Origin of the sequence: Pseudomonas sp. stari2 (assembly GCF_040760005.1) — a bacterium.
GTDB lineage: Bacteria > Pseudomonadota > Gammaproteobacteria > Pseudomonadales > Pseudomonadaceae > Aquipseudomonas.
Genome location: NZ_CP099760.1, coordinates 3,674,328 through 3,689,581 on the forward strand (window position 1 = coordinate 3,674,328; position 15,254 = coordinate 3,689,581).

Annotated in this window: 11 protein-coding genes; 1 reads left to right on the forward strand and 10 read right to left on the reverse strand. The window is 61.1% G+C overall.

Translation table 11 applies throughout. The annotated features are described in order from the left end of the window. Nucleotides 1-63: 63 nt before the first annotated feature. The 6 genes from NH234_RS16485 to NH234_RS16510 form a co-directional block, all read right to left on the reverse strand. Nucleotides 64-1,533 (reverse strand): efflux transporter outer membrane subunit, encoded by a 1,470-nt coding sequence (locus tag NH234_RS16485; protein WP_367253403.1) that lies wholly within the window; start codon nucleotides 1,531-1,533, stop codon nucleotides 64-66. Further along, the gene (locus NH234_RS16490) at nucleotides 1,530-4,637 is read right to left on the reverse strand and encodes an efflux RND transporter permease subunit (RefSeq protein ID WP_085731147.1); all 3,108 of its coding nucleotides are present in this window, start codon (nucleotides 4,635-4,637) and stop codon (nucleotides 1,530-1,532) included. The genes NH234_RS16485 and NH234_RS16490 overlap by 4 nt, the downstream gene beginning before the upstream one ends. Next, complete coding sequence (locus NH234_RS16495) at nucleotides 4,634-7,738, reverse strand: MdtB/MuxB family multidrug efflux RND transporter permease subunit (RefSeq protein ID WP_367253404.1); 3,105 nt, start codon at nucleotides 7,736-7,738, stop codon at nucleotides 4,634-4,636. Before NH234_RS16495 ends, NH234_RS16490 begins: the two co-directional genes overlap by 4 nt. After that, on the reverse strand, nucleotides 7,735-9,042 hold the full coding sequence (locus NH234_RS16500; protein ID WP_367253405.1) for an MdtA/MuxA family multidrug efflux RND transporter periplasmic adaptor subunit: 1,308 nt from the start codon (nucleotides 9,040-9,042) through the stop codon (nucleotides 7,735-7,737). Before NH234_RS16500 ends, NH234_RS16495 begins: the two co-directional genes overlap by 4 nt. Before the next feature lie 203 nt (nucleotides 9,043-9,245). Beyond that, on the reverse strand, nucleotides 9,246-9,746 hold the full coding sequence (tpx, locus tag NH234_RS16505) for a thiol peroxidase (RefSeq protein ID WP_085731150.1): 501 nt from the start codon (nucleotides 9,744-9,746) through the stop codon (nucleotides 9,246-9,248). A 132-nt stretch (nucleotides 9,747-9,878) separates the two neighbouring features. After that, nucleotides 9,879-10,322, reverse strand: coding sequence for a polyketide cyclase (locus NH234_RS16510; protein ID WP_367253406.1), 444 nt, complete (start codon nucleotides 10,320-10,322; stop codon nucleotides 9,879-9,881). A 132-nt stretch (nucleotides 10,323-10,454) separates the two neighbouring features. On the opposite strand from NH234_RS16510, the gene NH234_RS16515 reads away from it, so the two are divergent. Beyond that, nucleotides 10,455-10,880, forward strand: a complete 426-nt coding sequence (locus NH234_RS16515) for a YciI family protein (RefSeq protein ID WP_085708233.1) — start codon at nucleotides 10,455-10,457, stop codon at nucleotides 10,878-10,880. 67 nt (nucleotides 10,881-10,947) lie between these two features. Here the strand turns inward: NH234_RS16515 and NH234_RS16520 are convergent, their stop codons facing one another. The 4 genes from NH234_RS16520 to NH234_RS16535 form a co-directional block, all read right to left on the reverse strand. Beyond that, a complete protein-coding gene (locus NH234_RS16520) occupies nucleotides 10,948-11,619 on the reverse strand; it encodes a DUF3313 domain-containing protein (protein WP_367253407.1) in 672 nt (223 codons plus the stop codon). A gap of 210 nt (nucleotides 11,620-11,829) precedes the next feature. After that, entirely contained in the window at nucleotides 11,830-12,804 is a 975-nt protein-coding gene (locus tag NH234_RS16525) for a hypothetical protein (protein WP_367253408.1), read from the reverse strand. 129 nt (nucleotides 12,805-12,933) lie between these two features. After that, the gene (locus tag NH234_RS16530; protein WP_367253409.1) at nucleotides 12,934-13,413 is read right to left on the reverse strand and encodes a DUF934 domain-containing protein; all 480 of its coding nucleotides are present in this window, start codon (nucleotides 13,411-13,413) and stop codon (nucleotides 12,934-12,936) included. Further along, nucleotides 13,410-15,083 (reverse strand): nitrite/sulfite reductase, encoded by a 1,674-nt coding sequence (locus NH234_RS16535; RefSeq protein WP_367253410.1) that lies wholly within the window; start codon nucleotides 15,081-15,083, stop codon nucleotides 13,410-13,412. Before NH234_RS16535 ends, NH234_RS16530 begins: the two co-directional genes overlap by 4 nt. Between the last annotated feature and the right edge of the window lie 171 nt (nucleotides 15,084-15,254).

Genomic DNA, 15,254 nt, shown 5'->3' on the forward strand with positions numbered 1-15,254 from the left:
ACAAGGCTCTAAACCGGAAGTCACGACACCGATCGTTCCCACGCTTTGCGTGGGAATTCAGCGTCAGGGATTCTGGCTGGTTTCCAGCTGCCCGTCCCAGCCACCGCCCAGCGCCGCAATCAACTGCACGCTGGCAATCAGTCGACTTTGCAGGATGTTGAGTACCGTCCGCTCGTTGCTCAACGCCGTGGCTTGCACCACAACCACGTCGATGTAGGCAATCAGCCCGGCCTTGTACTGGTTCTGGGTCAAACGCAAGGAATCGCGCGCAGCATCAAGGGCTTCCTGGCGTACTGCCGCCTCGTCTTCGTACACCTTCAACTGCACCAGGTAGTTTTCCACTTCGCGGAAGCCATCGAGCACGGTCTGCCGGTATTTGGCCACGGTCTCGTCGTACTTCGCTTCGGTGCGGTCGACTTCCGCCGAGCGCCGGCCGCCGTCGAACAGCGGCAGGCTCATTTTCGGTCCTACCGACCAGAATCGGTTCGGCAGACTGATCAGATCCCGCGAAGTACTGCTGCTGTAGCCGCCGCTCATGCTCAGGCTGAAGTCCGGGTAATACGCCGCTTTCGCTACTCCGATATTGGCGTTGGCAGCGATCACCGAGCGTTCTGCCGAGGCGATGTCCGGGCGACGTTCCAGCAATTGCGACGGCAGGCTCAACGGTATCTGCGGCAGCTTCGGGATGTCCTGGGTTTCAGCAATCTTGAACTGTGCCGGCGGCTGGCCGGTGAGCACCGCGATGGCGTTTTCGAACTGCGCCCGTTGCCAGATCAGGTCCACCAGATCGCCCTGGGTGGATTTGAGCTGCGTCTGTGCCTGCGCCACGGCATCACGACCGGAAATTCCGGCGTTGTACTGGTTCTGGGTCATTTTCAGCGAACGCTCGTAAGCCTCCACCGTCGACTCCAGCAAACGCTTCTGCTGATCGATCACCCGCAATTGCAGGTAGTTCTGGACCAGTTCCGACTGCTGGCTCAGGCGCATCGCCGCCAGATCGGCGAAGCTCGCCTGGGCGCTGGCTTCATTGGCCTCCAGGCCACGGCGCAGTTTGCCCCAGACATCGGCCTCCCAACTGACGCCCAGTTGTGCGTTGTAGGTGTCACGAATACCGCTGGACGAACTGCTCAGGCTCGAACTGCTGCTGCCGGTGCCCTGACTGGAACGAGTCTTTCCCGCGCTCAGGTCGATGCTCGGGTAAAACGCCCCGCGTGCATCACGCACCAAGGCCTGGGCTTGACGGTATTGCGCCTCGGACTGGGCGACGGTCTGGTTGGAACTGTTGAGCTTTTCGATCAACTCGTTGAGCTGACGGTCGCCGTACAGTTCCCACCAGGCGCCACGAGCCAGGGAGTCGGCAGGACTGGCCTGACGCCAGCCTTCGGCCTCTTTGTACTGGGCAATTTCTGCGGTCTGCGGGCGCTGGTAGTCCGGGCCGACGGCGCACGCACTGAGCATCGCCACGCACAGCGACAGGCTCAGCAAACGCGAGCCGCGGACACTGGCCAGTTGGATAAGCGAACGGTCATTCATAGCGGAGTTTCCAGAGCGGCATCGGTACGTACGCCACGCCACTTGTTGAAGCGGTGGCGGGCCTTGTCGAGATAGAGGTAAACCACAGGCGTGGTGTAAAGGGTCAGCACCTGGCTGAAAATCAGCCCGCCGATGATCGTCAGGCCCAGTGGCTGGCGCATTTCCGCGCCTTCGGCCCGGCTGAGCAGCAACGGCAAGGCGCCGAGAATCGCCGCCAACGTGGTCATCAGGATCGGCCGCAACCGCTGCAGACAGGCGCTGCGGATCGACTCCAACGGCGCCATGCCCTGATGACGTTCCAGTTGCAGCGCCAGATCGATCATCAGAATCGCGTTCTTCTTCACGACACCGATCAACAGGAACAGTCCGAGCAACGAAATCAGGCTGAATTCGCCGCCCAGCGCATAGATCGACAGCAACGCACCAACCCCGGCCGACGGCAGTGTCGACAGAATCGTCAGCGGATGAATGTAGCTTTCATACAGCACGCCCAGCACCAGATACACCGCCAGCAACGCACCGAGGATCATGAACGGCTGGCTCTTCTGAGTGGCCGCGAAGGCGTCGGCGGTGCCGGCCATTTTCGCGATCACGTCTTCCGGCAGGCCGACCTTGGCGATCGCTCGCTCGATGGCCGCGCTGCCCTTCTCCACCGTCACGCCTTCGGCCATGTCGAACGCGATGCTTTCGGAGGCGAACTGACCTTCGTGGCTGACCCGGTCGTCTTCCAGGCTGCTTTCGTAGTGGGCGATGGTCGACAGCGGAATCCGTGCGCCATCAGCGGTGATGACCTGCACCTGATTGAGGGTGACCGGATCCTGGGCATACTTCGGATTGACCTCCATCACCACCTGATACTGGTTGAGGCTGTCGTAAATCGTAGAAATCTGCCGCTGGCTGTAGGCGTTGTTGAGCACGGCGGTGACCATGTTCATGTCCACGCCCAGGCGCTTGGCCTGATCGCGGTCGACGATCAGCGTCACCTGCTGCGCACCGCGCCCTTCACGGGCATCGATGGCGGTCAGTTCCGGCAAGGCCCGTAACGCGGTGACCACTTTCGGGTACCACTCGCGCAAGGCACCCAGATCACCGCTTTGCAGGATGTAGCTGTATTGCGAGGTGGTCTGCTCGCGTCCGCCGCCGAATTGCAGGTCCTGGTCAGCCATCAGCATCAATTGCGCGCCAGGCACCTTGGGCATTTCCTTGCGCAGGCGCTCGATGACTTTCTGCGCCGAGATATTGCGGTCCTTGATCGGCTTCAGGCGCACCAGCATGAAAGCGTTGTTGGTGCCGTTGTTGCCGCCGATGAACCCGGCGACACTCTCGACCGCTTCGTCCTTGAGCACCGCGCGGCGGAAGGTCTCCATTTTCGGCTGCATCACGCTGAACGACAGACCGTCGTCACCACGCACGAAACCGATCAACTGGCCGGTGTCCTGTTGCGGCAGGAACGTTTTCGGCACCACCACATACAGCGCGACGTTCACACCGACCGTGATGATCAGGCTCAACAGTGTCAGGCGCCGGTGACGCAACACCCAGTCGAGGCTGGTGGCGTATTTGCCGACCATCCAGTCGTTGGTACGGCGGCTCCAGCGTTGCAGACGATTTTCCTGGCCCGGCGTATGCGGTTTGAGCCAACGGGCGCAGAGCATCGGCGTCAGGGTCAGGGAAACCACCAGCGACACCACGATGGCCGCGGCCAGCGTGATGGAAAATTCGCGGAACAGGCTCTCGATGATCCCGCCCATGAACAGGATCGACAGGAACACCGCCACCAGCGACACGTTCATCGACAACAGGGTGAATCCGACTTCCTTGGCCCCGAGGTACGCAGCCTTCATCGGTTTGACGCCTTCGTCGATGTGCCGGGAAATGTTCTCCAGCACCACGATGGCGTCATCCACCACCAGCCCGGTGGCGAGAATCAGCGCCATCAGCGACAGGTTGTTCAGCGAAAAACCGTAGAGGTACATCACCGCAAAAGTGCCGACCAGCGACACCGGCACAGCCAGGGTCGGAATCAGGGATGCACGGAAGTTGCCGAGGAACAGGAACACCACCAGGATCACCAGCGCCACGGCGATCAGCAGGGTCATCTCCGCTTCGTGCAGGGTAGCCTTGATCACCGGTGAACGGTCCATCGCCAGGTTCAGCTTCACGCTGGCCGGCAACACGGCCTGCAACGCCGGCAACTGCGCCTTGATCTCGTTGACCGTTTCGATGATGTTGGCGCCGGCCTGCCGGTTGATCACCAGCAACACCGCCGCATCGTCATTGAAGAAACCGCTGTTGTAACGGTCTTCCACGCCATCGGTGACCTTGGCCACGTCCTTCAAACGCAACGCGGCACCGCCGTTGTAGTGGATGATCAGCGATTCGTAGTCCTTGGCTTTCTCCAACTGGTCGTTAGCCTGGATCTGCCACAGACGCTGGTCGTCCTCGACCGAACCCTTCGGTCGACGCACGTTGGCGCCAGCGATAGTCTTGCGCACGTCGTCCAGCGCCACACCGTACTGGTTCAGCGCCTGAGGTTCGAGTTCGATGCGCACCGCCGGCAGGGAGCTGCCGCCGATCTGCACTTCACCGACGCCCTGCACCTGGGACAGACTCTGGGACAGGATGGTCGAGGCCAAATCGTAGAGCTGACCTTTTTCCAGCACATCCGACGTCAGCGACAGCACCATGATCGGCGCCTGTGACGGGTTGACCTTCTTGTAGGTCGGCATGCTGCGCATCCCGCTCGGCAGCAGGTTGCGCGATGCGTTGATCGCCGCCTGCACCTCCCGCGCCGCGCCGTTGATGTCGCGGTCGAGGTCGAATTGCAGAATGACTCGGGTCGAGCCCTGACTGGAGCGGCTGCTCATGGTGTTGACGCCGGCGATGGCGCCGAACGAGCGCTCCAGCGGCGTGGCCACAGTCGAGGCCATGACCTCCGGGCTCGCACCGGGCAGGCTCGCCTGCACCACGATCACCGGGAAGTCCATTTGCGGCAGCGGCGACACCGGCAGCAGGCCGAAGCTCACGCCGCCCAGCAGCATGATCGCCAGGCTCAGGAGCATGGTCGCCACTGGGCGCTTGATGAAAGGACCGGACAGGTTCATGGCTGTTCTACCGGCTCCACGGCCGAAGGCGCACGGCCCCAGCGCCGACCGAGGCGGTCGAAGTACAGGTAGATCACCGGGGTGGTGAACAGCGTCAGCACCTGACTTACCAGCAAGCCGCCGACCATCACCAGACCCAACGGCTGGCGCAATTCAGCGCCGGAACCAGTGGCCAGCATCAGCGGCACCGCACCGAACAGTGCTGCCAGCGTGGTCATCAGAATCGGCCGGAACCGCAACAGCGCCGCCTGATAGATCGCCTGCTCCGGCGCCATGCCCTGGGTGCGTTCAGCGTCGAGAGCGAAGTCGATCATCATGATCGCGTTCTTCTTCACGATACCGATCAGCAGGATGATGCCGATGATCGCGATCATGCCCAGGTCATTGCCGCTGAGCAGCAACGCCAGCAAGGCGCCAACCGCCGCCGACGGCAAGGTCGACAGAATCGTGATTGGGTGGATGTAGCTCTCGTATAGCACGCCCAGCACGATGTACATGGTCACCACCGCCGCCAGGATCAGCAGCAAGGTGCTCGACAGAGAAGCCTGGAACGCTTCGGCCGCGCCCTGGAACTGAGTCTGCACGCCAATCGGCATGCCAATGTCTTTCTGCACCTGCTCGATGATGTCCACCGCATGACCCAGCGCCACGCCGTGGGCAAGGTTGAAGGACATCATCACCGCCGGGAACTGGCCGATGTGAGTGATCGCCAGTTGTGCCTGACGCTCCTCGACATGGGCCAGGCTCGACAACCGCACCTGACCGCCATCGGTGGTCTTGACGTGAATCTGGTCCAGCGCCTGCGGGCCGATCTTCTCTCCTGCCTGAGCCTGCAACACCACGCGATACTGGCTGGCCTGGGTGTAAATGGTCGAGATCTGCCGCTGGCCAAAGGCGTCATACAGCGCATCGGTGATATTTGCCACTGACACGCCAAGGCGCGAGGCCGCGTCACGGTCGATCACCAGGAACACCTGCAAACCCTTGTCCTGCAAATCGCTGGCGACGTCGGTCAGCTCCGGCCGCTGTGCCAGTGCTTCCACCAGACGCCCGCTCCACAGGGTGAGCAATTCGGAGTCCGGCGACGACATGCTGAACTGATACTGGGTGCGGCTGACGCGATCTTCGATGGTCAGGTCCTGCACCGGCTGCATGAACAGACGGATGCCTACCAGTTTGTCCAGTTGCGGTTGCAGGCGAGCAATCACTTCTGAGGCCGTCAGGTCGCGCTGACCGTGGGGTTTGAGGTTGATCAACAGCCGACCGCTGTTGAGCGTGGCGTTATCACCGTCAACGCCGATGTAGGACGACAGGCTCTCCACGGCCGGATCTTCCAGAATCACCTTGGCCAGCGCTTGCTGACGTTCACCCATTGCAGCAAAGGAAATTGACTGCGGCGCTTCGGAAATACCCTGGATCACCCCGGTGTCCTGCACCGGGAAGAAACCCTTGGGCACCACCATATAAAGGAACACGGTCAGCGCCAGCGTACCGATGGCCACCAGCAGGGTCAGCGGCTGGTGCTTGAGCACCCACTGCAACTTGCGCCCGTAGGCGGCGATCATCCAGTCGATAAACGCGCCGCTGGCGCGGTAGAAACGGCCCTGCTCATATTCCTCAGGCTCACGTTTGAGCAGACGCGCGCACATCATCGGTGTCAGGGTCAGCGAGACCACGAGAGAAATCAGGATCGCCACCGCCAGGGTAATGGCAAACTCGCGGAACAACCGCCCCACTACGTCGGCCATGAACAGCAGCGGAATCAGTACCGCAATCAGCGACAGGGTCAGGGAAATCAGGGTGAAGCCGATCTGTTTCGCGCCCTTGAGCGCAGCCTGCATCGGGCTGTCGCCTTCCTCGATGAAGCGGGCGATGTTCTCCAGCATCACGATCGCATCGTCGACCACGAAACCGGTGGCGATGGTCAGCGCCATCAGCGTCAGGTTGTTGACCGAGAAGCCGGCCAGGTACATCACGCCAAACGTACCGATCAGCGACAGCGGCACCGCGACAGACGGAATGATGGTGGCACTGGCACGACGCAGGAACAGGAACGTCACCATCACCACCAGCGCGATGGCGATCAGCAGCTCGTGCTGCACGTCGGTGACCGAGGCGCGGATGGTCTGGGTGCGGTCGGTCAGCACAGTGACTTCAAGGCCGGCCGGCAGGTTGTCGGTGATGCTCGGCAGCAGCGCCTTGATCCGGTCGACCACCTCGATCACGTTGGCGCCCGGTTGACGCTGAATATTCAGCAACACCGCCTGATTCTGGTTGGCCCACGCCGCCAGACGCTCGTTCTCGGCACCGTCGACGATCTGCGCGACATCCTTGAGCCGCAGCGGCGCGCCGTTCTTGTAGGCCAGGATCAGGTTCGCGTAGTCCTTGGGCGAGGTCAGCTGGTCGTTTGCATCGAGCATCGACACCCGAGTCGGCCCGTCGAAGTTGCCTTTGGGCTGGTTGACGTTGGACGCGCTGATCAGCGTGCGCACGTCCGACAGGTTCAGACCGTTGGCGGCGAGCGCCTCAGGGTTGACCTTGATCCGCACCGCCTGACGCTGGCCGCCGGCGATGCTGACCATACCGACGCCGCTGATCTGGGCGATCTTCTGCGCCATGCGCGTGTCGACCAGATCGTTGAGTTTGGGCAGCAACATGGTTTTCGAAGTGATGGCCAGGGTCAGCACCGGGGTGTCCGCCGGGTTGACCTTGTTGTACACCGGCGGCGCCGGCAAGTCGGTCGGCAGCAGATTGGTCGCGGCGTTGATCGCGGCCTGCACCTGCTGTTCGGCGACGTCCATGTTGATGTCGAGGCTGAAACGCAGGGTCAGCACCGACGCGCCGCCGGAACTGGTCGAAGCCATTTGCGTCAGGCCCGGCATCTGCCCGAACTGACGCTCAAGCGGTGCGGTGACGGCGCTGGTCATCACGTCCGGACTCGCGCCCGGGTACAACGTCATGACCCGAATGGTCGGGTAATCGACCTGCGGCAAGGCCGAGACCGGCAACAGGCGATAGGCAATCAGGCCGGCCAGCACGATGGCCAGCATGCTCAGCGTGGTGGCGACCGGACGGAGGATGAACAGACGCGAAATGTTCATGCGCCCTTCTTGGCCTTGTCGGTGACAGCGGCGTCAGGCGCGGTGGCAGCCGACTTGCCTTGCAGGTGTTCGGTCGGGGTCGTCGGCACGTCCTGGCTGTCATTGACCACTTCCACTTCGCTGCCTTCCTTCAGACGGTCGGTGCCTTCCAGTACTACGCGGTCGCCGGCGGCCAGGCCTTCGGTGATCACAGTGTTGTTGCCGTCGCTGGCGCCGATTTTCAATTGGCGGATGGTAACTTTCTTGTCGCCGTCCAGCGCATAGACGAAGGTGCCGTTGGTGCCGAACTGGATCGCAGCCGACGGAGCGAGCACGACGCCCTTGAGAGTGTCGGCCAACAGGTGGACGTTGACGAACTGATTGGGGAACAGCGACTGATCGCGGTTTTCGTAGCGTGCCTTGAATTTCAGGGTCCCGGTGGTCACGTCGATCTGGTTGTCGAGGCTCTGCAGCACGCCGCTGGCCTGCAGTTTGGTGTCGCCACGGTCCCAGGCTTCGGCCGGCAGCTTGGCGCCGCTGTGGTAGCGGGCCAGTACGGTTTCAAGGGTGTTTTCCGGCAGCGTGAAGACCACGCTGATCGGCTGGGTCTGGGTGATGACGGCGAGGAACGTGGTGTCGTTCGCGGTTACAAGGTTGCCGACGTCGAGCTGACGCAGACCGACGCGACCGGCAATCGGTGCGCGGATCTTGGTGAATTCGAGATTGAGCTTGGCGTCGTTGACCGCCGCCTGGTTGGTCTTCACGGTGCCGAGGAACTGGCCGACCTGTGCTTCGGCGGTGTCCAGGGTCTGCTTGGCGATGCTGTCCTCTTTATACAGACCGCGATAGCGCTCGACATCGACCTGGGCGTTTTTCAGCTGTGCCTGGTTCTGCAGCAAGGTGCCTTCAGCCTGAAGCAAGGCGTTCTGGTACGGGCGCGGGTCGATCTCCGCCAGCAGGTCGCCGGCCTTGACCATCTGCCCTTCTTCGAAATAGATCTTCACCAGCTCGCCACTGACCCGGCTGCGCACGTTGATGGTGTTGAGCGCGGTCACGGTGCCCAGGGCCTTGTAGTACAGCGGGAAGTCACCGGTCACTGCCGGTGCCACGCGCACCGGGATCGGACCTGCCGCCCCGCCGAAGCCCGGACGCATCATCCCCGAACGACCGGTATGACCGGCCGCGGCTTTCTCGCCGCCCTCCTTGTGGGTCGATCCGGCGGGCCAGAATTTCCAGCACAAGCCAGCGATGACCAGCAGGACAAGCAGGCTCAGCAGCCAGCGACGGGAGTTTCGGGAGGACGATTGCATGGAGTGATTAACCATTGGGCGCGTGGGCTTCTTTTACGGGAGGCTGAACGATAAGCACTGGTGGGGGTAAAGCAAAGCAGCTTTACCGGCAATTTACCTTCAACTTACGTTTCAAGGTGTGAGCCAAAACACTGATACACAAATGAAAACGGCCTGGACAGGGCCAGGCCGTTAACAATTGTAAATGCGCTGATTTCAGCGCATTTACTTGAGACCGCTTACTTCAATACAGCGAGGGCCGCATCGTAGTTCGGTTCTTCAGCGATTTCCTTGACCAGTTCGCTGTGCAGCACGTTGTCGTTTTCGTCCAGCACGACTACCGCACGGGCGGTCAGGCCTTTCAGCGGGCCGTCAGCGATGGCCACGCCGTAGTTCTGAATGAATTCGGCGCCACGCAAGGTCGACAGGTTCTGTACGTTTTCCAGGCCTTCGGCGCCGCAGAAACGAGCTTGGGCGAATGGCAGGTCAGCCGAGATGCACAGCACCACGGTGTTGGCCAGTTCGTTGGCCTGAGCGTTGAACTTGCGCACGGACGTGGCGCAGGTCGGGGTGTCGACGCTTGGGAAGATGTTCAGCACTTTGCGCTTGCCGGCGAAGTCTTTCAGGGTGACGTCGGACAGATTGCCGGCTACCAGGGAAAAGGCTGGCGCCTTGGAACCGGCTTGTGGCAGTTGGCCGTTGACTTGAACCGGGTTGCCTTTGAGCGTGACTTGAGCCATGAACGGAGTCCTTCTTAACGTTGTTGGGAAAGCATGCAAGAGGCGGAAGTTAACCACGAAATTGTCCGACGACCTATGCCTGAACTGAAATTGTCATGTGCCACCTCGCAGGATTGGATACAACCTTGAACATTACCCAAGCAATTGCAGCATGTTGCGATGGCGGGCCTCGAATATTCGCCGCATGTAACCGTTCACCAGCAATCGCTCGCTGAACGCCCCGCCAATCGCCGAATACGTCACGCGGTCGGTGTACAGCGTACCGCCTTCACCCGCGCCCACCCGATGTTCATGACGAAAGGCACGCAGCGGCCCCTTGAGCATTTCGTCAACAAAATGGGTGTCGCTGACTTCGCGGATCGTCACCGTCCAGTTCGACGGGATCAGATTGAACATCCAGTGCCGGAAACGAAATTGCCGCCCAGCTTCGATACGCAGATTGTCCAGGTCGATATCCCCCAGCGGCGTGACGTGTTCGGGAAAGATCTTCGGGAAATTGACGCCTTCCAGGCAGAAGTCGAGTACCTCGCTCGGAGTGCGGTCGGGGATCAGGGTCGTGAGTTCCAGTGTGGGCATGGCGGACACATTCCGTATGAAGGCGATGCTTGTTAAAACGCGAGTCTGCATCTTTTCTTTAACAACCTGTCGATTCCAGCCCCCGCCATTCGACAAAGCATTGAATCCCTCACTTTCCAGCGGAGAAACACCATGCGCTTCATGATCATTGTCAAAGCCAGCCAGGATTCCGAAGCCGGCGTGATGCCCAGCGAACAGTTGCTGACCGATATGGGCAACTACAACGAAGAACTGTCCAAGGCCGGCATCCTGGTGTCCGCCGATGGCCTGCACCCGAGCAGCAAAGGCGCCCGGGTACGCTTCAGCGGCGAAAAACGCAGCGTGATCGACGGCCCGTTCGCCGAAACCAAGGAGCTGATCGCCGGTTACTGGATCTGGGATGTGAAATCGAAGGAGGAAGCCATCGAGTGGGTCAAGCGCTGCCCCAATCCAATGCCGGGCACCGAGGCCGAAATCGAGATTCGCCAGATATTCTGCCCGGAAGACTTTGGTGCCGAGTTCACCCCGGAGCTGCGCGAACAGGAAGAACGGATTCGCGAACAGGCCAAAAAGCACTGACTCCCGCGTAGACACTCCAGTCCCCACGGTTCATACCGTTGGGACTGGAGCGTTGCTCAGCCTCGCGTCACTTGGCCTTCATCTTTAGATACGACTGGTGCATGTCCGACGCCCAGCCATCAATTACGGCTTTCACGTCATCGGCCTTCATTACCTGAGAATCGTTTTCCAGAGGTTTCCCAGTACCCTTGCGCACGACCTGCGCCACCACCTTATTGTTGCCGCCATCGATGAACACCGCTTCGGTGGCCAGGGTGGTTTCCTGATCGCGGCTGCCGCTGGCGGTCGTGACCGCTGCCGCCACCAAGGCGATCGGGATCACTTCATAGGCATGCAGGCCCTCGGTCTTGCTGCTGACGGCGGTGATGGCCGCGCGCACAACGATCACGCCCGGGCCGGGCCCGGTGGCCAACGGCAGAGACTTGCCCACTTCACGCTTGAGCGCCTGGTCATAGTAAGCCGTGATGCCGTTGAGGGTCTGCTGCGGAATTTTCATGGTTGGCTGAGGCTTGGGATAGAGCTGGGTCGGTTCGATATACACGCTGGTGAACTTGTTGATATCGAGCTTGGGATCGACCCAGCGCATCACCACGGCACCGGAGGGTGATTTAGCCTCCTTGAGTTGGCTGTAATCCTTGAGGAAGCCCGAATACTCATCCGGAGCGACGGTGTTGCTGGAGCAACCCACCACGCCAAGCGTGGCAATGCACAGGGTGCTCATCATTAGGGCTAGCTTCATGCTGTAACTCCTGTCAGAAGACCTGATTTATTGCATCGGGGGAGTTACAGGTATAGCTAAAACCATAGGCTTTGCGCTTGCCGGACAAGATATTCATGCCATCACGCAGAGTAACCCCGTGGAGGTCGGTACAGGGTTTGTGGCAGGGGTGACGGGAAATGCATCCCGCCGCCCTGCCGGAGATGCGGCAGAACCCGATTCAGATCAGATTCACCAAGTCGACGTCTCCCCGCTCCGCAACGCCATCTCCCGCCGACTGTGAAGCCGCATCGCCTTGATCAGCGACACCGTGCCCACCAGCAACAACGCCGCGCCAAACAGGAAGTCGATGTTGTACAGCTGGAAATCCTGCACCGGCCCCACCAGCACCGTGCGCACCACGCCGATCCCCACCAGCGTGGCGAGGAAGTCGATCCCCGGCTCATCACGGTAGAACACCAACAGCAAAGGCAGGCACAGCACCAGCAGCATCAACAACACCACAACCTTGAACGCGCCTTTGCGCTCGACACTGAAGGCGCATTCGTGGTGGCCGTAGGCTTTGTAGTCCTCGTCGCGAGCCATCACGTTTTTCTCGTTGATGTAGTCGGCGCGGTTGTACTTCTGGATGGGCGTGAAGGTGTTGGACATCTCCATCAGTGTGGTGATGTTCTTGAAGCGCAGGTCAACGCGTTCGTTGCCCTTGAGGTAGTACAGGACTGGCTTGTAGCCGTAGCGATAAGTATCGAAAGGAAACTCGGTGACCCGCCCCTGAACGCCGATCGGGCGCGATTCGAGTTGGGCGAACGCACTCTTGTCGGTCGAGGCTAGGTTGCGACTCAGCGGCAGGACTTTCACTTGCTCAAGGAAGATCGGCGTGGCGCCGTAAGTCCACTGCAACGGTTCCAGGCGCAGACGCAGTTCGTTGCGGCCCAGGTCATAGCGGTTGAAGGTGCGTTCGGACACCACCACCGCACCGCTGAGCATGAACTCACCGCGCAGGTTGTTGGTGATGCGCAAGGTCAACTGATCCTTGCCCAGCAGCGCCGCATCCGAGGATGGCGGCGTACCGCACCACGCGGTGCTTTCGCCGACACCGCCGAGCTGACCGCCGCGGCTTTCGTTGAATACGTAGATGTAACCGGCCCACAGCGTCAGCATCAAAAGCAACGCGGTGAGGCCCAGAATCTTTTTGCCCGGACCCACTGATCAGACTCCCTTCTTCGTTCCGTCGTCCAGCCGAAAACCCGCTGGCGACGGGGACTCTACCAAAAGGCCAGCATCGACCCAAGGAAAAATCCCCGATTCATCAGGGTTCTAGGGGTTTCCCCTGCATCACCTGCGCCGAAACAACGGCCGCGGCTCGATCACCGAGCGCCCGTACAACACGCTCATCCCCGCCAGCCCCTTGAGCGCATCCTCGACGGATTTGTCCTCGCGCACGGCAAAGCTGTCGAAACCGCACTGGCGCATGTGGCTGAGTTGGTCGCGCAGCACATCGCCAATCGCCCGCAACTCGCCTTTCCAACCAAAACGGCTGCGCAACAGATAGGCCTGGCTGTAGGCGCGACCGTCGCGAAAGCTCGGGAAGTCGAGGGCGATCAATGGCAGCGAAGTCAGCCATGGCAGCAGGCTTTCGACGCCGTCGTCCGGGCCCAGCCAGACGGCATGGGTCGAGGGCGATTCGAGCCAGTGAGCCAGCGGCAGAATCAACATCCCGGCGCCGGGCTCTGTTTCAGGGGAGCGAATCAGCGTCCACGGATCATCGAGCACGATTCGCGCCCCGCTCTCCTCCATCCGCAGCAGATTGTTCATGCCGGCAGCTCCAGCGCTTTCGGGTAGACCCGTTCCTTGAACGGCTCCAGTCCGATGCGCGCCACGGTATCGACGAACAACTCTTCGGCCTCGCGATAACGCACGAAGGTGCCGATGATCCGCTCGATCACCTGCGGCACTTCGGCGGCGCTGAACGACGGGCCGATGACTTTGCCCAGCGCGCTGATCTTGCCCTGTGCCCCGCCGAGGGTGATCTGGTACCACTCGCTGCCGTTTTTATCGACACCGAGAATCCCGATGTTGCCGATGTGGTGGTGGCCGCAGGCATTCATGCAGCCAGAGATATTCAGGCTGATGTCGCCGAGGTCGTGCAGGTAATCGAGGTTGTCGAAACGCGCCTGAATCGCCTGGGCAATCGGGATCGATTTGGCGTTGGCCAGCGCACAGAAATCACCGCCGGGGCAGGCAATGATGTCGGTCAGCAGGCCGACGTTGGCAGCGCCCAGCCCCTGCTCTTTCGCCAATTGCCATAGCGTATACAGCTCGGATTTGGGCACATCCGGCAGGACGATGTTCTGCTCGTGGGCGATGCGTATTTCGCCAAAACCGAAGCGCTCGGACCAGTCGGCCACGGCCAGCATCTGCAAACCGGTCACATCCCCCGGTGGCGAAGCCAGGCCCGGTTTGGTCGACAGCACCACGCTGGTGTAGCCCGGCACCTTGTGCGGCTGCACGTTGCGCGCGACCCAGCGCGCGAACGCCGCGTTCTCCGCCAGGTGCGTGCCGAAATCCAGATCCGTATCCGCCAGCGTGCGATAGCTCGGCGGCACAAAAGCACTGGCGACTCGCTGGTATTCATCCTCGGTCAACTGCGCCGGGCCGTCCTTGAGGTGTTGCCATTCCTCCTCGACTTCCTTGGCGAACGCCTCGATGCCCAGCGCCTTGACCAGAATCTTGATCCGCGCCTTGTACTTGTTGTCGCGCCGGCCGTGGCGGTTGTAGACCCGCAACACCGCCTCGACATAGGACAGCAAATGCTGCCACGGCAGACCGTCGCGGATCTGCAGACCAAGGATCGGCGTGCGCCCCAGACCTCCGCCGACGATCACCCGCAGCAGCATCTGGCCGTCACGGCCGGGGTAAAGGTAGAGGCCGATGTCGTGCATCATGATCGCCGCGCGATCCTGCTTCGCCGAGCAGATGGCGATCTTGAACTTGCGCGGCAGGAACAGGAATTCCGGGTTGATCGTCGACCATTGCCGCAGGATCTCAGCCAGCGGACGCGGGTCAATCAACTCGTCCGCCGCCACCCCGGCGAAGGCTTCGGTGGTGATGTTGCGCACGCAGTTGCCCGAGGTCTGGATCGCATGCATGTTGACCTGCGCCAGGCGTTCGAGGATGTCCGGCACCTCGTGCAGCTCGATCCAGTTGAACTGCATGTTCTGGCGGGTGGTGAAGTGGCCGTAGCCACGGTCGTAATCACTGGCAATGCTCGCCAATGTGCGCATCTGTTCGGCGCTCAGCGTGCCGTAGGGAATCGCCACCCGCAGCATGTAGGCGTGCTTTTGCATGTACAGGCCGTTCTGCAGGCGCAGCGGCAGGAATTCTTCTTCGCTCAACTCCCCGGCCATGAAGCGCTCGACCTGATCGCGAAACTGCGCAACGCGCTCGAACACCAGCGCCCGGTCGTAATCGTCGTATTGATACATGCAGCGGCTACCTCATCAGAACTTCAGCACACTCCTGTGGGAACGAGGCTTCTAGAGATTGCGCGATCTGGCGCAATCTCTAGAAGCCTCGTTCCCACAGATTCCTGAAAGCACTATGACGTTGCAGCGCAGCCCGTTACAGATTCACCTGAACGCATAAAAACCGTATCA

Coding starts and splice junctions, on each gene's coding strand:
- NH234_RS16485 (WP_367253403.1), bottom strand. CDS start 1,533: ATGAATGACCGTTCGCTTATCCAACTGGCCAGTGTCCGCGGCTCGCGT.
- NH234_RS16490 (WP_085731147.1), bottom strand. CDS start 4,637: ATGAACCTGTCCGGTCCTTTCATCAAGCGCCCAGTGGCGACCATGCTC.
- NH234_RS16495 (WP_367253404.1), bottom strand. CDS start 7,738: ATGAACATTTCGCGTCTGTTCATCCTCCGTCCGGTCGCCACCACGCTG.
- NH234_RS16500 (WP_367253405.1), bottom strand. CDS start 9,042: ATGGTTAATCACTCCATGCAATCGTCCTCCCGAAACTCCCGTCGCTGG.
- tpx (WP_085731150.1), bottom strand. CDS start 9,746: ATGGCTCAAGTCACGCTCAAAGGCAACCCGGTTCAAGTCAACGGCCAA.
- NH234_RS16510 (WP_367253406.1), bottom strand. CDS start 10,322: ATGCCCACACTGGAACTCACGACCCTGATCCCCGACCGCACTCCGAGC.
- NH234_RS16515 (WP_085708233.1), top strand. CDS start 10,455: ATGCGCTTCATGATCATTGTCAAAGCCAGCCAGGATTCCGAAGCCGGC.
- NH234_RS16520 (WP_367253407.1), bottom strand. CDS start 11,619: ATGAAGCTAGCCCTAATGATGAGCACCCTGTGCATTGCCACGCTTGGC.
- NH234_RS16530 (WP_367253409.1), bottom strand. CDS start 13,413: ATGAACAATCTGCTGCGGATGGAGGAGAGCGGGGCGCGAATCGTGCTC.
- NH234_RS16535 (WP_367253410.1), bottom strand. CDS start 15,083: ATGTATCAATACGACGATTACGACCGGGCGCTGGTGTTCGAGCGCGTT.